Genomic DNA, 23,268 nt, shown 5'->3' on the forward strand with positions numbered 1-23,268 from the left:
ATTAATATTGTATTATTTTGTGCAACCAAAAACAAGCTTTTAGTGGTTAACTAATTTTAAAAATGTTTCAGGATCCAAGCTCGCACCACCAACGAGGACCCCATCAATATCCTGACTTGACATTAAAGCATTGATATTACTAGTTGTTACGCTTCCTCCGTAAAGGATCCGAACGTCATTAGCAACGTCATTCCCGTACATATAAGCTACCGTCTGTCGAATTAGGTAGCACCCCTCTTCAGCCTCATCAGGATCAGCACTTTGACCAGTTCCAATTGCCCAACTTGGCTCATAAGCAATTGTAACGTGCCTAATCTCATCGCTTGAAAGCCCCTTAGCATCGTAAAGAATTTGGTTTACAACCCAATGAACCTTTTTCCCTGCTGTTCGTCGCCCCATTGTGTCGTCACAACAAACGATGGGACAAAGGTGGTCTGCTAATGCTGCTTTAATTTTTTTATTTACGATTTCATCAGTCTCATGAAAATACTTCCGGCGCTCCGAATGTCCAAGAATGACATGATGAATTCCTGCTTGATAAAGAGCGTATGGACTGGTCTCACCCGTATATGCACCCTCATTTTTATAATAGCAGTTCTCAGCAGCAATTTTCAGCGGAGAGCCTGCAGCAGCTTCTTTCATTGAAACTAATGATAATGTCGGTCCCGCTAGTGCAGTTTCCAACTGTTCCGCCGGCGGTAGTTGATCCCTTATCTTCTTAACAAAATCGACTGATTCAGCCACCGTTTTATGCATTTTCCAATTGCCAGCGATAATTGGTACCCTCATCAAAATCACTCCTTTAAACCGCAAAAAAAGCAGAATAGTCCAATTTCAACCATTCCGCTTTATTATATATTACTTTTCAGAAATTGCAGCAATTCCTGGCAAAGTCTTACCTTCAAGGTAGGTTAATGAAGCTCCACCACCAGTAGAAATGTGGGTGAGTTGGTCAGCAACACCTAATTGCTTAACAGCAGCGGTAGAGTCACCACCACCAACAATCGTAGTTGCATCATTCAAAGTACCAAGGAACTTACCTACTTCAAGGGTTCCCTTAGCAAAGTTAGGCTTTTCAAAGACACCCATTGGTCCATTCCAAACAACTGTCTTAGCATCCTTCAAAACATTCTTGAATTCTTCAACAGACTTTGGACCAATATCAAGAGCCATCCAGCCATCGTCAATGTCGCCTTCAACAACCTTAGTGTTAGCATCATTATCAAACTTGTCAGCTACAACGTTGTCAATTGGAAGGACGATCTTATCGCCAGCCTTATCAAGGATCTTCTTAGCAACATCAATCTTGTCTTTTTCAACAAGTGAGTCACCAGTCTTAATACCCTTAGCAGCGTAGAATGTGTAAGCCATTCCACCACCAATGATAATCTTGTCAGCCTTGTCAAGAAGGTTATCAATAACGCCAATCTTGTCGGATACCTTAGCACCACCAAGAATAGCAACGAATGGCCGTTGTGGATTATCAACTGCATCACCCAAGAACTTGATTTCCTTTTCCATCAAGAAACCGGCAGCAGCCTTACCTGGCATGTTAGTAGCAATTCCAACATTAGAAGCGTGCTTCCGGTGAGCAGTACCGAATGCATCGTTAACGTAAACATCACCCAATGAAGCCCAGTACTTACCTAATTCAGGATCATTACCGGATTCACGCTTTACGTATTCGCCATCCTTAACATCTTCATAACGAGTGTTTTGAACAAGCAATACTTCGCCATCCTTAAGTTCGTTAATAGCATCTTCTAGTTCCTTACCTTCAGTAACTGGAACAAACTTAACAGGCTTGTCGAGTAATTCAGAAAGACGTTCAGCAACAGCCTTCAAAGACTTAGCAGGCTTATCTTCTTCCTTCTTAATTCGACCAAGGTGTGAGAACAGAATAGCCTTACCACCATGTTCGATAACATACTTAATAGTTGGTAAAGCGGCAACAATCCGGTTGTCATCTTCAACCTTAGTACCGTCGTCACTAATCGGGACATTAAAGTCAACCCGCATTAAAACTTTTTTACCACTTAAAGGTAAATCTTCAACAGTTAATTTTGCCATAAATTATGTTTCCTCCTTCTTTGTTAAGAAAAAGGGTGGTTGGAGTCTCCTCCTCCCACCTTTTTATGCCGCTAATATTTCAGCATTCCGGATTAAAGGTTTGCAAAGTGAAGCAAAGTCCGGATCATGTTGCAAGTGAAACCATTTTCGTTGTCGTACCATGCAACAGTCTTAACTAATTGAGTACCATCTTCGCCTTCCATGATTTCGGTTTGTGATGGGTCAAATACAGAACCAAAAGTAGAACCAATAATATCAGTTGAAACGATTGGGTCATCAGTGTAACCGAATGCTGGGTTATCCTTGGCAGCTTCCTTCATAGCGTTGTTAACATCATCAACAGAAACCTTCTTGTTCATGATAGTAACAAGTTCAGTTAATGAACCATCAGGAACAGCAACACGTTGTGCGTGACCTGAAAGCTTACCGTTCAATTCAGGAATAACAAGACCGATAGCCTTAGCAGCACCACTTGAGTGAGGAATAGTGTTAACAGCAGCAGCACGGTTGTTACGGAACTTCTTACCACGTGGTTGGTCAAGAACAGCTTGGCTACCAGTGTAAGCGTGAACAGTAGTCATAGTACCAACCTTGATACCGAAGTTCTTGTTCAACCAGTAAGCCATTGGTGCAAGACAACTAGTTGTGCATGAACCAGCTGAAACAATCTTGTCATCAGCCTTTAAAGTATCCAAGTTAACACCAGGAACAACAGTTGGAATGTTACCAGCAGGTGCAGAAATAAGAACACGCTTTGCGCCGGCATCCAAGTGAGCTTGTGACTTTTCTGCAGAAGTGTAGAAACCAGTACATTCAAGAACAAAGTCAACACCGTCGTTCTTTACCCAAGGAATGTTACGTGCGTCACGTTCTGCGTATACAGGGTATTCCTTACCATCAACAACGATACCCTTGTCAGTTGATGAAACTTCGCCATCAAAACGACCTTGGGTTGAGTCGTACTTAAGTAAGTAAGCCAACATTTCTGGTGAAGTCAAGTCGTTGATAGCAACAACTTCAATATCATCAGTGTTGAGTTCGTGAATACGACGGAATGCCAAACGACCAATACGGCCGAAACCATTAATACCAATCTTTACAGTCATACTGCAATTTCCTCCTTTAGGAAAAACATAATTAGTGTCTTTGCTAATTCAATCACATTCATACGATACCAATCACATCTAAGTAATATTAGGCATCTATGCCAGATCATGATTTAGCAATTACAACCTTACGGTATTAATAATACTCACATTTCACTAACTTGTCTATCCAATTAGCCTGAAAAGTTTTATTTTTCTTGTGAAAACGTTATCATTATTAAAATAGAAATTTATTGTTGCAATTATGCTTAAAGTAAGATAATATAATATTTGTTGACGCGCCCTTAGTGTAATGGATCGCACGTGAGATTCCGGTTCTCGAGATCCGAGTTCGACTCTCGGGGGGCGCATTTTTTATAAGGAGACTAACAAAATTTGTTAGTCTCCTTTTTTAGTAATATTTAATATAGAGGGAAACTGGGAATTAACCCATTTAAGAGCCTGATGGGCTAACCTAGAACGACGAGTGATGATAAACTCGTCAGAGTCGTTCGTAGCCGAATAGGCTTGCACCGCTGCGTTAGACTCGAAGGCTCGGTTTACGAAACGAAGTGAGCCTATTTGGATTCCCGCAATTAGACTCAGTAGTTTCGAAAATTACTGGTAATAGTAAGAAGCCGAGAAAAAACGTCTTGTTTTTTCTCGGCTTCTTACTATATGTTTAATGATTTCATCAACATTTATCGTCCTATACCAGTCAGTCTTTCCTCTAAGAAAGTTAACTTCCGGTTGATCCCTATTATTAAATAAAGTAAATAAAAAAGTTGACTAAAATAGATTCAGTCAACCATTACAATATTAAATTACTTTTCTTCAGCTGGCTTTTCCTTAGCCCACTTACGAATAGCTTCAATCTTCTTTTCCTTTAATGCTCGCTTGTACTTAGGAGCAATTGGCCGACGACCTTGAACGCCGTATGGGTGTGCTTTACGCATAGCAAATGCCTCCTTATATATTAAACGTAAATTAATTAACGTTCCAATTATACCGGGCATGGATTTAAAAAGCAACCCTTCATAAAATGCTATCTCTTGTCAGGATTATCATAGCAACATTTCCTAGAGTAAAAAAATTTCAAAAAATTAAACTAGACCAATTTTAAAATATCTTTAGAAAAATTAATAGATAAAAGGACTTGCAAAGTATACCAATAGGAGGTACTATATAGTCGTAAACAAAGAAGGGCCAATTAAAATGCCCAATATATGAAAACGAGGTAATTTATTATGACTAAAGATACATTCAAAGCATTCGTTAAATTTAACAATACCGACTGGACAACCCTTGATAAGGAATCAGCTGCAACTGAACTTAGTTTGATTGCTAAGGATCTTCACTAAATTAATACCAACTATGCGGCTCATTATTTCCTCTCCCCCTATCATTAATGATGCTTAGCCGTATAAACACCACGAATTGACCATAATAAAATAATGAGACCGTTAAACTCCCGGTCTCATTTTTATTTTTCGTGACAAATTATTTGACCTTTTTTGACCAAACGAGTATAGTATTCACATAAGTTAGCAATTGATGCTAACAAGTGCTAAAAATAAGGGAGGCTAATCGACTATGAATTTAGTTCCTACTGTCATTGAGCAATCATCTCGTGGTGAACGTGCTTATGACATTTATTCACGGCTTCTAAAGGATCGGATCATTATGTTGTCTGGTCCAATTGAAGACGATATGGCTAATTCAATCGTTGCGCAACTTCTTTTCCTAGATGCGCAAGATTCAACAAAAGACATTTACCTTTACATTAATTCTCCAGGTGGTGTGGTTACATCTGGAATGGCAATTTACGATACCATGAACTTCATCAAGTCTGATGTTCAAACTATTGTTATCGGGATGGCTGCTTCCATGGCCAGTGTCCTAGTATCCTCAGGTGCTAAGGGTAAGCGTTTTGGTTTGCCACACTCACAAGTTTTGATTCACCAACCATCTGGTGGTGCTCAAGGTCAACAAACCGAAATTGAAATTGCTGCTACTGAAATTTTGAAGACACGAAAGATGATTAACGAAATTCTGGCCAAGAATTCAGGACAGCCAATCGAAAAGATTAACCGTGATACCGAACGTGATCACTACTTAACTGCTCAAGAGGCTGTTGATTATGGTTTGCTTGACGGAATTATGGAAAATAATTCAAAGTTGAAGTAACTAATGATCAGAAAATAAGCTGAAGGAAAATTTCCTTCAGCTTATTTTCGTTTAAACTTACTTATTTGGCTAGTGCTCGGTTTCGCAGCTCATCCGCATATGCATTCAACTTTCGCAAGCGATGATTAACACCAGACTTCGAAATTGGGCCACCGGGAACTAGTTCGCCTAATTCTTTTAAACTGACTTCCTGGTGAGCAAGTCGCGTTTCAGCAATCTCGCGTAGCTTATCTGGCAAGCTTTCTAAGCCGACGCTTGCTTCAATGAGCTTAATATTTTCAATTTGCTTAGTTGAAGCATTAGCGATCTTGTTCATATTTGCATTCTCACAGTTAACGAGACGGTTAACCGAATTACGCATGTCGCGAACTATTCGAATATTTTCAAATTGTAACATCGAATTAGTCGCACCAATTAGCGACATAAAATTAGCAATTTTCTCTGCTTCCTTAAGGTAAACAATATACCCACTTCGTCGAGCAGTTGTTTGAGCATTTAAGCCAAACTTATTCATCATTCGGGCAATCATTTCATTATGTTCTTCATAGAGAGAATAGATTTCCAGATGATAACGGGAAGTTTCAGGGTTATTGACAGAACCACCAGCTAAAAATGCACCACGTAAATATGAACGAACCATCCACTCATCCTTTAACAATTCGACAGGAACCTGTTCTTTGATCTGCATCCCTTGTAAGATCTGTAAATCATCCAAAACACGTTCTGCAGAATAACGCAAACGAACAATGTACTGGTTATTTTTCTTTAGTTTCATCTTCCGCCGGACAACAATCTCGCTTTCGACGTGATAAAAGTCTTTTAATAATGAATAAATTCGCCGAGCAATGGCGGGATTTTCAGTCTGAATATTCAATACTAGGTGATGATTACTGATCCCGATTGATCCATTCATCCTGATTAAGGCCATTAGCTCTGCTTTAGCATTATCACGGTGGACCTTAATTGCTGTTAGCTCTTTTTTTACTTCGCTAGCATAGGACAATGCCAGTCACCTCCTAATCATGAACTTCATGGAGGCGATTCATTAACTCATTAACAACCTTATCTCGGTCATGAAATGCTCCATTATCCTTTAACTGTAAAAAGTTGGAACTAATAACTCGACACCCCTGCTCCCGGAGTCCCTGAAAATCATGTCCTACAGGCTGGGAAATTTCATTCCATTCCTTAAAGTCAATATAATTATCAGGAACTGGCTGAATATTAACTAATACAGTATCAATAAAGTTTTCACCAAGATGACGGTTAAGCACCCGAACATGATCGGCGTCAGTAAAGTGATCGGTTTCTCCTTTTTGTGTCATAATGTTGCAAATATAGACTACTTCTGCCTTGCTTTTGCATACAGCTTCGGCAACATCGTGAATCATCAAATTTGGCAGAATACTTGTAAACAGGCTACCGGGCCCTAAAACAATTTGATCCGCGTTTTCAATTGCCTTAATAACCTCAGGCACTGCTTTGGCTTTGTGACCATCATCGTCATTTGATGGCGTTACCCAGACACGTTTAATCTGCTTATGAGCCTTAGTAATTTCTGACTCACCACTAAGAATTGAGCCATTCATAAATTCAGCATTCAGCGTTAATGGTTCATCAGAAACAGGAAAAACATGACCCCGGATCTCCATCATCTCTGAAAGCTCCTGGACTGCATCAAAAATATCACCCTGCATTTCCGAAAGCGCGGAAATAATAAGGTTACCAATAGCGTGACCTGCCAAAAATTGGTCAGTCGTTTTGAAACGGTACTGGAAGATCTCCTTCTGTAATTTTGGTAACTCAGAGAGCGCCACCAGAACATTTCGAATATCGCCAGGCGGGACCACATTAATATAATCTCGAAGGATCCCCGACGAACCACCATCATCAGCGACGGTAACCACCGCTGTAATATCAGCATTTTGATCGCGCAACCCGCGAAGGATAACTGGAAGACCAGTTCCGCCCCCGATCACAACAATCTTTGGCTTATGAAACATATAATCCTTCCTCTTCTTTTTTATTTTGCCTTATCAACGTCCCGATGGTGAATATTAACTTGATAACCATCAGTTTTTAAATCAGTTGCAATCTTATTTGCAATGGTAACGGAACGGTGTTGTCCTCCAGTACAGCCAATTGCAATTGTTAGACTACTTTTCCCCTCATGAATATAGCCTGGCATTGCCGTTTCTAATAGTGACTTTAAATGTGCATAAAATTCCTTTGCTAACGGGCTTTTCATCACATATTCCTGAACAGCAGCATCATTTCCTGTTAAATGTTTAAGCTCCGGGACGTAAAAGGGGTTGGGGAGAAAACGAACGTCAAGTACAATATCAGCGTCTAACGGCAATCCATACTTGAAGCCGAATGACATTACTTCAATATAGAAATTGCTCCCCTCGCCATGACCAAAAATCTTATTGAGTCTTAGTTTGAGGTTTCGTGGCGTCAAAGAAGTAGTATCAATCCGAATATCTGCCTCACTCTTAAGATTGTTCAGCAATTTTCGCTCAGCCGTTACGCCATCCAACAACCGACCATGAGGCGATAGCGGGTGTGAACGACGCGTTTCTTTATAACGAGAAATTAATTTATCATCGGCAGCGTCGAGAAAAAGTAAACTAACATCAAGATCCTCACGTTTTTTTAATTGGCGAATACTTGGCAGTACTTGATCATAAAATCTCTGGGAACGAGAATCCATCACCATAGCAACCTTATTAAATTGACTCGCTTTCTCCATCACATCGACAAATTTTTCTGCCAAGTTAGGCAGCATATTATCGAACACGAAGTAGCCTAAGTCTTCAAGACTATGAACAGCAACGGTTTTCCCAGCACCGCTCATTCCGGTAATAATTACCACTCGCATCTTTTCTACCATGTTCTCCCCCTCTTTTCTACACTTATACCTAATTATTGTATCACAACAATCCGGGTGTGTCTTTTAATAACTAAAACTAGGGTTGGGCTTATCATTTTTTACAAAGCGCTAGTTAATGATTAAAACCTACAGAAAAGGTTTCAAAGCTCGACAATCTCGAACTCTGAAACCTTCTTGTGGATTTCCCAAGAAATTGTTATGCGTTAATAATGGGCACCACTGATGCCAGCTTCCTTAGGTTATTTAGAATTTTTAATGTTGTTTTTTTCTTCAAGCGCTTTATCTCGTTCTAACATCTTCTTCAGATATTGTCCGGTATAACTTTCCTTAACCTTTGCAACCTCTTCAGGAGTCCCGGTAGCAACAATATAGCCACCTGCTTCTCCTCCCTCAGGACCGAGATCAATAAGCCAATCAGCTGACTTAACAACATCAAGATCATGCTCAATCACTAGGACAGTATTCCCAGCATCTACTAATCGCTGCAAGACCGCCAACAAGCGTTTAATATCATCCATATGTAACCCGGTTGTCGGTTCATCCAAAATATAAAAGCTTTTTCCTCGCGATTGACGATGAAGTTCGGCAGCAAGCTTCATTCTCTGAGCTTCACCACCTGATAGCGTAGTAGCTGGTTGACCAAGAGTTACGTAACCTAAGCCAACATCTTCAATCGTTTGCAGCTTTCGCTTAATTTTTGGAATTGCGCTAAAGAATTTCAATGCTTCAGAAACGGTCATGTTCAGAACCTGTGAAATATTCTTTCCCTTATACTCAACTTCAAGTGTTTCCGAATTATAACGCGTTCCATGACAAACTTCACACGGAACGTAAACATCCGGCAAGAAATTCATTTCAATTTTAATAATCCCGTCACCATGGCAAGCCTCACAACGACCACCTTTTACGTTAAAACTAAAGCGTCCTTTGTTATAGCCGCGCATCTTTGCCTGATTTGTTTGGGCAAAGAGTTCGCGAATATCATCAAAGACCCCGGTATATGTAGCAGGATTACTCCGTGGTGTTCGACCGATTGGCGATTGATCGATATTAATTACCTTCTCGATGTTTTTAATTCCACTAATTGATTTATACTTACCTGGCTTAGCAGAATTATTATTTAGCTTCTGTGCCAAAATCCGCTTCAAAATCACGTTAACTAACGTGGATTTTCCAGAACCGGAAACACCAGTTACACAGATAAACTTACCAAGAGGAAAATCGACATTAATGTTCTTTAGGTTGTTCTCGGCAGCTCCCTTAAGAATAATATGTTTTCCATTACCTTCCCGGCGTTCTTTAGGGACCTCAATCATTTTTTTACCAGAAAGGTACTGGCCAGTTATTGACTTTCTGGAACGCATGATTTGTTTTGGTGTTCCAGCAGCCATTACTTTTCCACCATTAGCTCCAGCTCCCGGACCAATATCCACAATATAGTCCGCAGCCCGCATAGTATCTTCATCGTGTTCAACCACAATTAAAGTATTACCAAGATCACGCATTGCTTTAAGGGAAGAAATTAGTCGATCATTATCCCGCTGGTGTAAACCAATTGAGGGTTCATCAAGAACGTACATTACCCCAGAAAGATTTGAGCCAATTTGAGTTGCCAAACGGATTCGTTGAGCTTCACCACCAGAAAGTGTTCGTGCAGATCGACTCAGTGTCAGGTATTCAACACCGACATTTTTCATAAAAGTCAGCCGATCTAAAATCTCTTTTAAAATTGGCCAGGCGATTTTTTCTTGTTGTTCAGAGAATTGCACACCTTCAAAAAATGTAATTGCCTTACTAATAGGTAATTCAGAAACTTCACCAATATTTTGACCGTTAATTTTAACTGCTAATGCCCGTTGGTTAAGCCGGTAGCCATGACAAGCCGGACAAGGTAGCTCTGTCATGTACTTTCGCATTTGCTCCCTAGTAAAGTCGGAATTGGTTTCCTTGTACCGTCGTTTAATATTATTAATAACGCCCTCAAACGGCACATCGACATCCCGAACTCCGCCAAAGTCATTTTCGTAGTGGAAGTGGAATGTCTGATCACCATTACCATATAGAACCTGTTGCTGTTGTTTTTTTGAAAGTTTATTAAACGGCGTATCCATATTGATTCCGACAGCTTCACAGAATTGTTCTAGTAACTGCGGGTAATATTGTGAGGAAATCGGGTTCCACGGAATCATTGCTCCTTCCCGAAGTGTCTTAGTTCGGTCAGGAACTACTAGATCCACGTCAACTTCTAGTTTCGAACCCAAGCCCTCACATTCAGGACAAGCACCAATTGGAGCATTGAAAGAGAACAGTCGTGGTTCAAGCTCCCCTACAGTAAATCCACAAATTGGGCAAGCATACTTTTCGGAAAACGGAATTGAGTCCCCACCGATCACATCTGCAATCGCGTAACCGTCACTTAACCTCAAAGCAGCTTCAAATGAGTCAAACAAGCGAGAGCGGATCCCATCTTTGATAATAATACGGTCAATGACAACATTAACCGTATGTTTCTTATTCTTATCAAGTTCTGGGACCTCGTCTAGTTCATAGGTTTCACCATCTACTTGAACCCGAACAAATCCTTCCTTTTTGATCTTTTCAAAGACTTTCTTTTGTGTTCCACGTTTATCACGAACAACTGGAGAAAGAATTTGAAGCCGAGTTCGTTCAGGAAGTTCCAGTACCCGGTCAACCATCTGGTCAGGTGATTGGCTGCTAATCGGAATATGATCATTGGGACAAATCGGGGTTCCTACCCGTGCCCACAATAACCGCAGAAAGTCATTAATCTCCGTAACGGTTCCTACCGTGGAACGGGGGTTATGAGATGTAGTCTTCTGGTCAATCGATATTGCTGGTGAAAGGCCATCAATTGAATCAACATCCGGCTTATCCATTTGCCCTAAGAACTGACGAGCATAAGCAGATAAACTTTCTACATAGCGGCGTTGTCCCTCTGCATATAGGGTGTCAAATGCTAGCGAACTCTTCCCCGAGCCGGATAGGCCAGTAATGACAACTAACTTATTCTTAGGAATTTTCACATCAATGTTCTTTAAGTTATGTGCACGTGCGCCATGAATAATAATTTTATCGTTTGCCACGAATAATTCACTCCCCCTTATTTTTACTATGCTTCATCCTTTTAGTTTTCTTCCCTGTTATCTGGGCCTTTAATTCCATTATCGTGTCACGAAGCATTGCGGCCTGTTCAAAGTCCAACCGCTTGGCTGCTGTCCGCATTTGTTCAGTTAATTCTTCAACCATCTTTGTCTGATCATCATGGCTTAGCTTAGCAAAGTCTTTAGTAGTAAATTCTGTACTGTCAGCTTCTTTTCCACTATCCTCAGTTTTCGTAGTTGAGGAAATAGCCTCTTGAATTGGCTTAATGATGGTTTTAGGAGTGATCCCATGCTTTTTATTGTATGCCATCTGAATTTCCCGTCGCCGCTTCGTTTCATCAATTGCCTTTTGCATTGAATCAGTAACGGTATCAGCATACATAATTACGGAACCATTTGCATTTCGTGCTGCCCGACCAATTGTCTGAATTAAGGAACGCTCATTCCGTAAAAATCCTTCCTTATCAGCATCAAGAATCGCGACTAAAGATACTTCTGGAACATCCAGTCCTTCACGAAGAAGGTTAATTCCCACAAGAACGTCAAACTTGCCTAAGCGAAGATCACGAATAATTTGTGTCCGTTCTAGCGTTTTGATGTCGCTATGGAGGTATTTAACTTTTAATCCAAGATCTTTAAGGTAGTCAGTAAGATCCTCGGACATTTTCTTAGTCAACGTTGTAACAAAGACGCGTTCATGCTTTTCGATCCGCTTATTAATCTCGCCAACCAGATCATCAATTTGTCCCATTACCGGTCGAACCTCAATCGTTGGGTCTAGTAAACCGGTCGGTCGAATAATTTGTTGAACAACGTGATCTGTTTGTTCCATCTCATACGGACCAGGAGTAGCCGACATATAAACAACTTGGTTAACATGTTTTTCAAATTCTGCTAATTTTAATGGTCGATTATCAAGGGCACTCGGTAGCCGAAAACCATAGTCAATTAGCATCTGCTTCCGGGCCCGATCACCATTGTACATCCCCCGAACTTGAGGCATCGTTTGGTGTGATTCATCAACTACTAGTAAGAAGTCTTTAGGAAAGAAATCCAGTAAAGTGTATGGCGGCTCTCCAGGTTTTCGACCATCCATATACCGTGAGTAATTTTCAATTCCGTTACAATACCCCATTTCACGAAGCATTTCGATATCATAAGTTGTCCGTTGCTGAATTCGTTCTGCCTCTAGGAGTTTTCCTTCATCAGTAAACTTTTTAACCTGCTTTTTCATGTCATTTTCAATCTGCGGAAGTGCCCGATCCATAATCTCTTCACTTGTTAAGAAGTGAGTTGCCGGGAAGATTGAAATATGTTCCCGATCACCAATTACTTCGCCAGTCAGAGCATCAACTTCACGAATCCGGTCAATTTCATCACCAAAGAATTCAATCCGCAATGCTTTATCCTCACGTGATGCGGGAAAGACTTCAATAACATCTCCGTGAACTCTAAACCGTCCCCGTTGAAAATCAATATCGTTACGTTCAAATTGAATATTAACCAGCTCGCGGAGTAACCGATCCCGCTCAATTTCTTGGCCAACCCGTAATGAAACTACGTGATTATGGTACTCACTCGGATCACCAAGGCCGAAAATACTGGAAACAGATGCCACAACAATAACATCGTCGCGTTCCATTAATGAACTAGTAGCGGAATGGCGCAATTCGTCAATCTCATCATTAATCGATGCGTCCTTTTCGATATATGTATCGCTAGAAGGAACATAAGCTTCTGGCTGGTAATAATCATAATAGGAAACAAAATATTCAACCGCATTATGTGGGAAGAACTTTTTCATTTCACTATATAATTGTCCAGCTAGCGTTTTGTTATGGGATAGAATTAATGTTGGTTTATTGACTTTCGCAATAACATTTGAAATCGTAAAAGTTTTTCCCGTTCCGGTGGCCCCTAACAGGATCTGGGCCTTTTCGCCCTTTTTGATTCCAGTGGTTAATTCCTTAATTGCTTCTGGCTGATCCCCAGTCGGCTTGTAGTCTGAAACTAACTCAAAATTTTTATGAGGTTGACGATATATCACGATTAATCCTCCTCAGCACTCGAAAATGGAAGGCAACAACTCGTTCTTCGTTACCTTCCGTCTTTCTGATGATAAATTACCTCTTTTAGTTTATCATCAGAACATGCATTCGTCTATCAATATAGAATTTCTAAACTGTCTTACTATAAAACAATCCACATCAGTAAATTAACTTTACCTTAATCATTTTCTCTACTATTGAATCACGACTTTGCTTGTACATATAATAGTAATGTTTAAATTTCATAAAAGGAAAGTTGGAGATCAATGTTTAGTAGTTTAAAGCAAAAGCGTGGGCAACAATTGGGGACTTTGTTTGTTGCCTTAACAATTATTTGCTTTTTAGGAACCGCAAGTCAGCTTCTCACCCACCTCCAAGAAGCAACCCTGCCCTTTATTCTTTGGTGGATTCTAAAAACATTTGTTAGTACAGTTGTTTTATGGGTACCAATCGCCATTGGTGCTAATCAACAGCAACGACAATTTAATCGTCAGGTAGTTGTTCTTACCCTATGGATTATTGGAATAGTTACCTTCACCTGGGCAAAGTTTACTACCCAACCAGTAACCACAACTGCTCAACCGTCTCCCGAACTCTACGTCGTTCAGCAAGTATTCATCACCTGGCTCATCTGCAGTGGGATATACCTTTTTGCTCACCCATTACAAAAACTATGTCATCGTTGGTCAACAATTACGCGTCGTCACTGGTTGATTAGCTTTTCATTCATTTTCTTCCTTATCAACTTGATCAGCGGTTACGATGCATTTGGATTTCATCGTGGGACAAGCCTAATCTGGTTCAGCTATCTTTTCGCCCTTGGCGACTGGCTAGCAAACGATCAACAATGGCTGAAAAAATGGTCAAACAAGCGCTATGCCGGATTAACACTCATCAGCTTACTGTTTTCCTCACTAATTACCTGGCTCAATATGAACCATGTTGATTATAGTCCGCATAGTGATCTTACTCCCAACACACACTATTTATTAGGAATTAACGCATACCAACCATTCCTTCTCCTCACTTGTTTACTAATGACCGCATGGTTTTTCCGAACAATCAACAAGAAGCCTAGAGAGCACCTTTTACCTGTTACCGGAATTCTGCTTCTTAACTTGCTCGGGTTACCGATGATCTTTACTCCATTGCTCTTACCACATGTTAATTGGCAGCTTGGGCTTTTGGTTGGTATCATAATTGCTGTCGTTTTCGCTGGAATTTTAGCGCTAATTAATTTCCTGGGAAATAAAATAACTTGGCAGTTAAGTTACCATAACCTTCTTAGCCGCTTTAAACGAACCTGCCAAAACTTCTGGCCAGTTCTCTTAACCTTTCTTATTCTCTGGCTGATCACTCTTGGTTCGTTTGCTATCCTTTGGGGTGGCAAATTTACGATGGTTCAGTGGATGTTAACCGAACGACCAAAAATTATTACGGTAAACGTTCTTATTATTTTTGCAATTGCTTTGATCCTAATGGCAATTACTAATCGTTGGTGGTTAAGCTCAGGAATAACCATCCTTTTCTACTTAATCTGGTTAGGAGTTTCTATCCTTAAAATTGCGGCCAGAAATGAACCAATTATTCCTACTGATGTCTCAACATTAACTGCCCCTGGTGAAATGCTGGGGATGGTTAATAAGTGGACGATTGTTTTCACTTTAATTGTCGCCATCATTATTATTACTCTCTGTTGGCAACTAGAAAAACGTGTCGGTAGTTCTTGCCATTTTACCCCAATTATCCGGATTGCAATTGCGGCGCTTTCCTGTGCCTACCTCTTTAGCTTCAATTTCGCAAACCATAGTAATTCGATCGTCTATAAGCAATTGCAGGATATCGACGATACTCCATACTTTTACTCCCAATTACGGGGGGCTAAAATGAACGGCACTCTTCTTCAATTTGCCAATAACATTGACGTCCACGTAATGAATAAGCCTAAGGGATATTCAGCCGCCACAATGAAAGATTTAGCTAACCGTTACTCTAAGTTAGGAGCAAAAATTAATCAAAATCGTACCCATAATAGTGTTGGCAACCAAAATCTGGTGTTTGTCCTCAGCGAAAGCTACTCTGATCCATCCCGGATTCCGGGAATGAAAGTCAGCGGAAACCCAATTGCCTACCTTCACCAGTTAAAAAAGCATTCAACTAGTGGATTAATGCTTAGCTCAGGCTATGGTGGCGGAACAGCTAATATGGAATACCAGGCCCTAACTGGTCTTTCAATTGCAAACTTCTCGCCAACATTACCAACACCATATTCACAACTAGTCCCTTACCAAGAGCGAACCTTTACCATTAACAACCTGTTTAATTACAGTATTGGAATCCACCCATTTTCCGCAAATCTTTATAGTAGAAAAACGGTTTACAAAAAGTTTGGCTTTAATAAGTTCTATCACTTCGATGGTGGCGACCAAATTACCTATACTCAAAAAATCCAACGAAGTCCCCGCGTTAGTGATGATTCTGCCTATAAAGAAGTAACGTTAAACCTTAAACGTCAACCTCACGGTAAGTTCGTTCAATTAGCGACCATGCAAAATCACATGCCATATGAACCAACCTACTACACAAAAAAGAATTACCATGTTTCCGGAAAAGGATTTAAGACTCCTGATCAAAAAGCACAAATCGAAACTTATATTCAGGGAATTCACTATACTGATCAAGCATTAAAGGAGTGGATTAATCAGCTGGATAAGCTTAAGCAGCCAACTACTATTGTTTGGTATGGTGATCACCTCCCTGGAATTTATCATGGCTTACCAATGGGAAAGTATGGTACCCAGCTCCACGAAACTGATTACTTCATTTATAGTAACGCAGCCGCACGAAAGACTAACCAAAATCGCCTTACCTGGCAGCACCAACTTGTTGGGCCAAACAATTTTGCTGCAATGGCGCTTGCTCAAATGGATGTTAAAGTTTCACCCTACTATGCCCTACTAACGAAGGTTGCTGAAGATATCCCGGCAACATCATTACCGACTAACGGTACCGCAAAAAACAACTCAGCCCATCAAGGAGGAACCGACTTTGTTAACGCTCGTGGAAAACACGTTAAGCTCACTGCAAAACAAAAGAAACTTTTTCATGACTATCAATTAGTTCAGTATGACCTTACCGCTGGTCGCCATTACCTACTAAAGGATTCATTCTTAAAACAAATCGCAAAATAGATAGAAAAAGGGCGGGAAAAAACGTTAAGTTTTTCCCGCCCTTTTATATATACTTATTAATCTCCGAACTTAGAGAGTCTAATCGCGGGAATTAACTGAGGGACTCGAGCCTAACGCAGCGAAGCAAGCCTATTCGGCTACGAACGACTCTGATGATTTCATCATCATTCATCGTTCTAGGTTAGTCAACTGTCCCTCCGAGAAAGTTAATTCCCAGCTTCTAATAATCTACACTACTAAACCTATTCTTCTGCAAATTCCTTCAATGCCTTTTCAAAATCAGCTAGTTTAGAATTAGCTTCATCAAGGGATGGTGCACTAGTACCGATATAGAACTTCAATTTTGGTTCAGTACCGGATGGCCGGATAGCAATCCAGGTTTCATCATCAAGGACATAGCGGAGAACGTTTGATTCGGGAATTCCAAGTTCACTAACTTGACCATCAGCGGTTGTCTTTGTCCCCTTTGAAAAGTCTTCAGTTACCATCACCTTATGACCAGCAAAGTTAGTTGGTGCTTCTTCACGGAACTTCTTCATCAAGCCTTGAATCTTGGCTGGACCATCAACACCTGGGTACATGTTGGCAACAGTCTTTTCACGGAAGTAACCATACTTCTTGAATAATTCTTGAAGACCATCATACAATGTCATCTTCCGGCTTCTGTAGTAAGCAGCAACTTCAGCCAGTAAGGTTAATGATTGAATAGCATCCTTATCACGGACAAATGGCTTAATGAGGTAACCGTAGCTTTCTTCAAAACCGAACATGAACGTGTGATCAGCCTTACCAGTTTCATACTGATGAATTTGATCCGCAATCCACTTAAAGCCGGTTAAAACATTAATCATCTCAACACCGTAACTTTCGGCAATTTTAGCTGCAAAGTTAGTTGAAACAATTGATTTTACAGCAGCAGCATTCTCTGGCAAAGTACCTGCTTGTTTGTGAGCTTCAAGGATGTAGGCCAACATGATTGAAGCAATTTGGTTACCAGTTAACAATTGGTATTCACCATTTGGTTGACGAACTGCACAGCCAAGACGATCCGCATCAGGATCAGTAGCAATCAGAACATCTGCATCAATTTCTTTTCCTAACTTAATGGAACGAACAAATGCCTCTGGAAATTCTGGGTTAGGGTGTTCCAAGCCAGGGAAATCACCGTTTGGTTGTGCTTCGGTTGGTTCAATTGTGAAATTAGTGAAACCAGCTTGACGTAATGCCCGTTCACCAAGCATCCGACCAGTACCACATAATGGGGTAAAAACAAACTTCATGTCCTTACCATATTCTTTTGCCAAATCCGGATTAACGGTAACACTCTTTGCATTGGCCAAGTATGCAGCATCTACATCCTCACCAATAATTGTTTCCGTCCCGTTATCTAACAATTCTTGTTCATCAGCTAATTTGATGTCAAAAATATCGGTAATCTTCCGGATATAACCAGTCATCATGTCTGATTCCTTTGGTGGCATTTGACCACCATCTTCACCATAAATTTTGTAACCATTATATTCTTTAGGGTTGTGACTAGCCGTAATCATAATCCCAGCATAAGTATGTAAGTGACGAACAGCAAATGACAATTCTGGTGTTGGCCGTAAATTATCGTAAATGTAAACTTTAATTCCGTGAGCACCTAGTACTCGTGCTGAATCGTGAGCAAATTGGCGTGAATTATGACGAGAATCATAACTAATTGCAACCCCACGATTTTTAATTTCATCCCCTAAAGAATCCATTAACGTTGCCAAGCCTTCAGTCGCTTGACGAACGGTATAAACATTCATCCGGTTAATTCCAGGACCCATTAGTCCTCGCATCCCGGCAGTACCGAAAGACATTGGTGCGTAAAATGCATCTTCAATTTCCTTATCATCATGCATTGCAGCTAATTCTTTCTTTAATTTTGGTTCAAGATCAGTCCGGTCTTTCCAAACTTGGTAAGTATCTTTCCAGCTCATCAAAATTGCTCCTTTGTTTCTCATAATCTGCTATCAGTATAACTCATTATCAAGTAGCTGTGTTCGTTTACTTCATTGTTTTACTAAAGTTTTACTCCGACTAATCGATCGTTCGAATCCAGTCGATCATCTTTTCTACTTGATCATTCTCGAAGACTAAGTACTGGTCATTTCCGGCCATACTCATCGTATTATTAAATGCCAGAACTGGTTTCCCGCTTTTAAGAAACTGCCTAATTACTTTAATGTCTTTCATCCCCCGATTAACATCAAGATAGGCTTTCGCACAATTAAGCCGGTCTGTCATTACTTGTGGAAGAATTCCCTGATATAACCGAACATTGGGGTACTTTAGGAGTGACACTAGCTTTGGTCCCATTGAAGTTCGCGCGGCAATTTCAAATTGGTAATCTGATAGGGTCGTCACAAGTTCGGTCAAATGGCTAAAGTCCTGACTATTCGTTAAACAAAATAGTGGACCACGAAGTTTTGACCATCGTGGCTTATTTGTTCCTAAAGTGACGTGATCAATAATATCCCGGATGCTCATTCCGTTATAGTACCACCACAATTCACGGTAGCGAACTGTTGAAAGTAAATTCCAGGGCTTATCGTCAGAGTCAAAATGAATAATTACCGGATCACTGATTCGTGCTAGTTCACTAATTATGCGGTCAATATGGTGATAGACCGCATAACCTTCTATGCCAACCTCATAATTATAGGTACGGGGCAAAAATTTGGCCTGTTGGTAAAAGAACTTACTTAAAACCGATTGATCAGCATTCTTTAATTCAGGTCGTTTACTAGCAGACAATAACTGATCAACAATCCCCTGTTGGTGGTTAATTACTGGATTATTAAAATACACTACCCCAGCATTAATTTCACTGTCTGGAGAATTGAGATCCTTAACTGCAGCTACTGGTTCAGAAAAATCAAGGTTAAGTAAGGTAGTTATTGAATGATTAATAATCACATCACTGTCTAAATACAGTACCTTTTCTCCCGGCAAAAGCTTTGGTAACAATAATTTATTAAACGTCATCGTATTTAAGCGATTACTAAATGAAATTTGGCTATCAACGAAAACCGACTGATCCACTTTCAAGTCAATTACACTATCGCCAATTGAATTCAACTGCTGATTTACATTTTTAAACCACTCTTGAGGAATATCAGGATTTAAAATATAAACCTTCAAGCCACTATTATGATAAAGAAGTGATTTTAAACTAGTAAATAATTTATCAAGGTACGCATAGTTACATTGCATTGCGATTACTGGTACTGACATTTTAGTGCTCCTCCTCATTTATCATAACTATACCCTTTTAAAATTAAAAAGAAAACAAGAAAAGAGAGCGATGACATCAGCCTTAAACAGCTTCTGCCACGCTCTCCCCGTGATTAAACTATTTACTTTTCTAATGATTGAATATATTGGTAAACCTGTTGTCCTGCGATCGAGCCATCACCAACAGCTGTTGCGATCTGCCGTAATGGTGTTTCACGAACATCACCAACAGCGAAGATCCCAGGAACTACTGTCTTCATCGTGTTATCAGTCTTAACCCAGCCTGCATCGTCAAGGATGTCTAATGAGGTAAACTGCTTTGTCATTGGGACGTTACCAACATAAATAAAGATCCCATCTGCATCCATAGTTCCATCCTCACCAGTTTGATTGTTGTGAGTCTTGACACCAGTAACCTTTGTATCATTACCAGTAATCTCAGTTACGCTAGTATTAAAGATAAAGTTCATTTTATCGTTTTTCATTGCTTCATCTTGGAGCATTGGTTGTGCGCGAAGCTTATTGCCACGAACTAAAACTGTTACTTGAGATGCTAAATTAGCGAGGTACATCCCCTCCTCAACAGCGGAATCGCCACCACCAACAACAATCAGGGGCTTATCCTTAAAGAAGGCACCATCACAGACAGCACAATACGAAACACCACGACCACTAAATTCTTCTTCACCAGGAACCCCTAAGTGACGTTGCTCAGAACCCGTTGCAATTACAATTGCCTTGGCAACAAATTGTTCATCCATGTCAGTGGAAACCGTTTTGGTCCCATCAGCATTTACTTCAACATTAGTCACAGTTCCGTAGGCATATTCAGCGCCAAATTGAATTGAACCATCATACATCTGTTGTGCGAGCTCTGGTCCCTTAATGCTCTTAAAACCAGTATAGTTTTCGATCGTTGCCGTATTGTTCAAATTACCACCGTAAATTCCGCGATCGAGCATTAAGACGGATAGGTTAGCCCGTGAGGCATACATTGCAGCAGTCATTCCACCGGGACCAGCACCAATTACTACTACATCATAACGATCCTTGTTAGCCATATTAAAGCTCCTCCTTAGTACACAATTTAATTATTATTCATAATAACTTGTTTCAGTAATATTGTCTATCACTATGCTTACTTTTTATAAGTAATAAGGTGCGCTTTAAGGAAAAAAGATCCTTAAATCCAATTACCGGAATTTAAGAATCTTTTTTCTATATTACTACTGTACCTAAAGACGTTCACCGCGACCGCCACCTCCGTCTAACGATCGACTGTTACCGTGTCTAAAGACGTTCGCAGGAAAGAGCCCTAGAGACAACAAACTCCCTCCTAGATGCTTTTAGCATCCAGTCGGGAGAAATTGTTGTCTTACAGGCTTTTTTAAACCTGCTCACGTTCTACTTTTTCTTATCCTCAGCTTCGAACTTGGTGCCGAGTTCTTTAATGTATTGACGGAGTTCGTCCTTAACTTGTGGGTGCTTCAAACCGTATTCAATGTTAGTCTTGACCCAACCAAACTTATTACCAACATCATAACGGTCACCCATGTATTCACGAGCGAAGACCCGTTGAGTTTGGTTAAGGGTATCAATTGCATCGGTTAATTGGATTTCGCCACCCTTACCAGGCTTAGTCTTTGCTAAAACATCAAAGATTTCTGGGGTAAAGACATACCGACCAATAATTGCTAGGTCACTTGGCGCCTTCTTTGGATCTGGCTTTTCAACAAAGCTAGTAACGTTAAAGAGACCTGGTGTAACTTCCTTACTTGGATTAATAACACCATACTTAGCAGTATCTTCATGTGGTACTCGCATAACAGCAAGGGTTGATGCGCCAGTTTGTTCGTAACTTTCGATCAATTGCTTAGTTAATGGTTCACCATCATTGTTAATGTTGTTCAAATCATCACCTAACATTACAACAAATGGTTCATCACCAATAAAGTCACGAGCTGTTAAGACAGCATCCCCAAGACCACGTGGGTGTGATTGACGAATGAAGTAAATGTTAATATCAGTTGTTTCTTCAACTAACTTCAACATTTCATTTTTATGCTTAGCCCGTAAATTATCTTCAAGTTCTGGGTTAGAATCGAAGTGATCCTCAATTGAGCGCTTGTTCTTGCCATCAACAACAACAATATCTTCAATCCCCGACTTCCGAGCTTCTTCAACAATAAATTGAATCGTTGGTTTATCAACGATTGGTAACATTTCCTTTGCTAAAGCTTTTGTTGCTGGAAGAAAACGAGTCCCCAAACCAGCAGCAGGAATAATTGCTTTACGTACGCGTTTCATAATAATAAACCCTTTCCATGAGATTTTTTAATTCCCAATCTCTACTGTATGCATTTTACCATACTTATTCAATTTCTGAAGTAAGATCTCGACTCATCAGCTGGGAAATTGCATTTTTAATGTCCTCACCCTCATACAGAACCCGGTATAGGGCATCAGTAATTGGCATCTTAACTTGACGCTTGAGACTTAACTCATGGGCTGCTTTGGTAGTGTATACTCCTTCAATCACCATTCCCATATGTTCAATTACATCGTCAAGTTTTCTCCCTTGCCCCAATTGATAACCTGCACGCCAATTCCGTGAGTTCTTACTGGTTGCAGTAACAACAAGGTCACCAACACCAGAAAGACCAATAAAGGTCATCGGATTAGCACCAAACGCCACACCAAGACGCCGAATTTCAGCAAGCCCCCGAGTAATTAATGCTGCACGAGCATTATCATGGTAACCGAGTCCCTGAAGTGCCCCTGCACCAATCGCAATGATGTTTTTCAGAGCAGCACCAAATTCCGCACCAATGACGTCATTATTCGTGTAAACCCGGAAGTAATTGTTGCTAAAAAGCTTCTGAATCTTATCTGCGTCATTGATATTAGCACATGCAGCAGTTACGGCAGTCATATCCTTAATTGCAACATCTTCGGCATGACTAGGGCCAGATAATACGACAATGTCTCGCCGATTTTCTTCATTTATTTCTTCCATCAACATTTCAGAGGGCCGCTTATATGTATTTTGTTCCAATCCCTTAGTGGCATGAACAATTAATGGCCGTTGATTGTTCTGTTCCAGAATCTTATTGAGTTGGCTCGCTACTTGGCGAAGTCCCTTAGTCGGAATAACAATTAAAATAACCTGGGCACCCTTAACGGCATCTGCCATGTCAGCAGTTGCCACTAGCTTGTCTGAATAAACAAAATCCTTCATGTAATGAGGATTTACATGCTCATTATTTAATTGTTCAACCTGTTCTTGATTGCGTGACCACAACTTAACGTCATGACCGTTTTCAACCAACATATTTGCCAATGTACTTCCCCACGAACCTGCTCCTAAAACTGCAATTTGTTCAGCCATAATTATTCTCCTTTAAC

Annotated in this window: 16 protein-coding genes; 2 read left to right on the forward strand and 14 right to left on the reverse strand. The window is 40.3% G+C overall.

What is annotated here, in order from left to right:
* Positions 1–39: 39 nt before the first annotated feature.
* The 4 genes from tpiA to MR181_RS08730 form a co-directional block, all read right to left on the reverse strand.
* The gene (gene tpiA / locus MR181_RS00860) at positions 40–789 is read right to left on the reverse strand and encodes a triose-phosphate isomerase (protein ID WP_191911151.1); all 750 of its coding nucleotides are present in this window, start codon (positions 787–789) and stop codon (positions 40–42) included.
* A gap of 69 nt (positions 790–858) precedes the next feature.
* Positions 859–2,070 (reverse strand): phosphoglycerate kinase, encoded by a 1,212-nt coding sequence (locus MR181_RS00865; RefSeq protein WP_003717601.1) that lies wholly within the window; start codon positions 2,068–2,070, stop codon positions 859–861.
* Between the two features lie 92 nt (positions 2,071–2,162).
* Positions 2,163–3,176, reverse strand: a complete 1,014-nt coding sequence (gene gap, locus MR181_RS00870) for a type I glyceraldehyde-3-phosphate dehydrogenase (protein WP_102169191.1) — start codon at positions 3,174–3,176, stop codon at positions 2,163–2,165.
* Positions 3,177–3,979: 803 nt separating this feature from the next.
* Positions 3,980–4,111: a hypothetical protein gene (locus tag MR181_RS08730; RefSeq protein WP_255372237.1), complete on the reverse strand. Its 132-nt coding sequence runs from the start codon at positions 4,109–4,111 to the stop codon at positions 3,980–3,982.
* A 637-nt stretch (positions 4,112–4,748) separates the two neighbouring features.
* Here MR181_RS08730 and clpP point away from each other — a divergent pair.
* Complete coding sequence (clpP, locus tag MR181_RS00875) at positions 4,749–5,342, forward strand: ATP-dependent Clp endopeptidase proteolytic subunit ClpP (protein ID WP_003717598.1); 594 nt, start codon at positions 4,749–4,751, stop codon at positions 5,340–5,342.
* Between the two features lie 61 nt (positions 5,343–5,403).
* Here the strand turns inward: clpP and whiA are convergent, their stop codons facing one another.
* The 5 genes from whiA to uvrB all read right to left on the reverse strand — a co-directional run bounded on the left by whiA (position 5,404) and on the right by uvrB (position 13,404).
* The gene (gene whiA, locus MR181_RS00880) at positions 5,404–6,345 is read right to left on the reverse strand and encodes a DNA-binding protein WhiA (protein WP_003717597.1); all 942 of its coding nucleotides are present in this window, start codon (positions 6,343–6,345) and stop codon (positions 5,404–5,406) included.
* 13 nt (positions 6,346–6,358) lie between these two features.
* Positions 6,359–7,345 (reverse strand): gluconeogenesis factor YvcK family protein, encoded by a 987-nt coding sequence (locus MR181_RS00885; protein WP_242333776.1) that lies wholly within the window; start codon positions 7,343–7,345, stop codon positions 6,359–6,361.
* A 20-nt stretch (positions 7,346–7,365) separates the two neighbouring features.
* Positions 7,366–8,235 (reverse strand): RNase adapter RapZ, encoded by an 870-nt coding sequence (gene rapZ / locus MR181_RS00890; RefSeq protein ID WP_191911146.1) that lies wholly within the window; start codon positions 8,233–8,235, stop codon positions 7,366–7,368.
* 239 nt (positions 8,236–8,474) lie between these two features.
* On the reverse strand, positions 8,475–11,339 hold the full coding sequence (gene uvrA / locus MR181_RS00895; RefSeq protein ID WP_242333779.1) for an excinuclease ABC subunit UvrA: 2,865 nt from the start codon (positions 11,337–11,339) through the stop codon (positions 8,475–8,477).
* A 7-nt stretch (positions 11,340–11,346) separates the two neighbouring features.
* Positions 11,347–13,404 (reverse strand): excinuclease ABC subunit UvrB, encoded by a 2,058-nt coding sequence (gene uvrB, locus MR181_RS00900; RefSeq protein ID WP_242333782.1) that lies wholly within the window; start codon positions 13,402–13,404, stop codon positions 11,347–11,349.
* 267 nt (positions 13,405–13,671) lie between these two features.
* Between uvrB and MR181_RS00905 the strand changes: the two genes are divergently transcribed.
* Positions 13,672–16,596, forward strand: a complete 2,925-nt coding sequence (locus tag MR181_RS00905) for an LTA synthase family protein (protein ID WP_242333785.1) — start codon at positions 13,672–13,674, stop codon at positions 16,594–16,596.
* A 242-nt stretch (positions 16,597–16,838) separates the two neighbouring features.
* On the opposite strand, the gene MR181_RS00910 is transcribed toward MR181_RS00905, so the two are convergent.
* The 5 genes from MR181_RS00910 to MR181_RS00930 all read right to left on the reverse strand — a co-directional run bounded on the left by MR181_RS00910 (position 16,839) and on the right by MR181_RS00930 (position 23,251).
* The gene (locus tag MR181_RS00910) at positions 16,839–18,566 is read right to left on the reverse strand and encodes a phospho-sugar mutase (RefSeq protein WP_242333788.1); all 1,728 of its coding nucleotides are present in this window, start codon (positions 18,564–18,566) and stop codon (positions 16,839–16,841) included.
* Between the two features lie 100 nt (positions 18,567–18,666).
* Positions 18,667–19,863: a glycosyltransferase gene (locus MR181_RS00915; RefSeq protein ID WP_242333791.1), complete on the reverse strand. Its 1,197-nt coding sequence runs from the start codon at positions 19,861–19,863 to the stop codon at positions 18,667–18,669.
* Between the two features lie 122 nt (positions 19,864–19,985).
* The gene (gene trxB / locus MR181_RS00920) at positions 19,986–20,924 is read right to left on the reverse strand and encodes a thioredoxin-disulfide reductase (protein WP_242333794.1); all 939 of its coding nucleotides are present in this window, start codon (positions 20,922–20,924) and stop codon (positions 19,986–19,988) included.
* Positions 20,925–21,267: 343 nt separating this feature from the next.
* Complete coding sequence (gene galU, locus MR181_RS00925) at positions 21,268–22,170, reverse strand: UTP--glucose-1-phosphate uridylyltransferase GalU (protein ID WP_003717587.1); 903 nt, start codon at positions 22,168–22,170, stop codon at positions 21,268–21,270.
* Positions 22,171–22,234: 64 nt separating this feature from the next.
* Positions 22,235–23,251, reverse strand: coding sequence for an NAD(P)H-dependent glycerol-3-phosphate dehydrogenase (locus tag MR181_RS00930; protein ID WP_242333797.1), 1,017 nt, complete (start codon positions 23,249–23,251; stop codon positions 22,235–22,237).
* Positions 23,252–23,268: the final 17 nt, after the last annotated feature.

This window comes from Limosilactobacillus urinaemulieris (assembly GCF_932750685.1).
GTDB classification, from domain to species: Bacteria; Bacillota; Bacilli; order Lactobacillales; family Lactobacillaceae; genus Limosilactobacillus; species Limosilactobacillus urinaemulieris.

What these genes read in the sequence shown, in the direction of transcription:
- tpiA (WP_191911151.1), bottom strand. Translation starts at nt 789, where the DNA reads ATGAGGGTACCAATTATCGCTGGCAATTGGAAAATGCATAAAACGGTG.
- MR181_RS00865 (WP_003717601.1), bottom strand. Translation starts at nt 2,070, where the DNA reads ATGGCAAAATTAACTGTTGAAGATTTACCTTTAAGTGGTAAAAAAGTT.
- gap (WP_102169191.1), bottom strand. Translation starts at nt 3,176, where the DNA reads ATGACTGTAAAGATTGGTATTAATGGTTTCGGCCGTATTGGTCGTTTG.
- MR181_RS08730 (WP_255372237.1), bottom strand. Translation starts at nt 4,111, where the DNA reads ATGCGTAAAGCACACCCATACGGCGTTCAAGGTCGTCGGCCAATTGCT.
- clpP (WP_003717598.1), top strand. Translation starts at nt 4,749, where the DNA reads ATGAATTTAGTTCCTACTGTCATTGAGCAATCATCTCGTGGTGAACGT.
- MR181_RS00885 (WP_242333776.1), bottom strand. Translation starts at nt 7,345, where the DNA reads ATGTTTCATAAGCCAAAGATTGTTGTGATCGGGGGCGGAACTGGTCTT.
- rapZ (WP_191911146.1), bottom strand. Translation starts at nt 8,235, where the DNA reads ATGGTAGAAAAGATGCGAGTGGTAATTATTACCGGAATGAGCGGTGCT.
- MR181_RS00905 (WP_242333785.1), top strand. Translation starts at nt 13,672, where the DNA reads ATGTTTAGTAGTTTAAAGCAAAAGCGTGGGCAACAATTGGGGACTTTG.
- MR181_RS00910 (WP_242333788.1), bottom strand. Translation starts at nt 18,566, where the DNA reads ATGAGCTGGAAAGATACTTACCAAGTTTGGAAAGACCGGACTGATCTT.
- MR181_RS00915 (WP_242333791.1), bottom strand. Translation starts at nt 19,863, where the DNA reads ATGTCAGTACCAGTAATCGCAATGCAATGTAACTATGCGTACCTTGAT.
- trxB (WP_242333794.1), bottom strand. Translation starts at nt 20,924, where the DNA reads ATGGCTAACAAGGATCGTTATGATGTAGTAGTAATTGGTGCTGGTCCC.
- galU (WP_003717587.1), bottom strand. Translation starts at nt 22,170, where the DNA reads ATGAAACGCGTACGTAAAGCAATTATTCCTGCTGCTGGTTTGGGGACT.
- MR181_RS00930 (WP_242333797.1), bottom strand. Translation starts at nt 23,251, where the DNA reads ATGGCTGAACAAATTGCAGTTTTAGGAGCAGGTTCGTGGGGAAGTACA.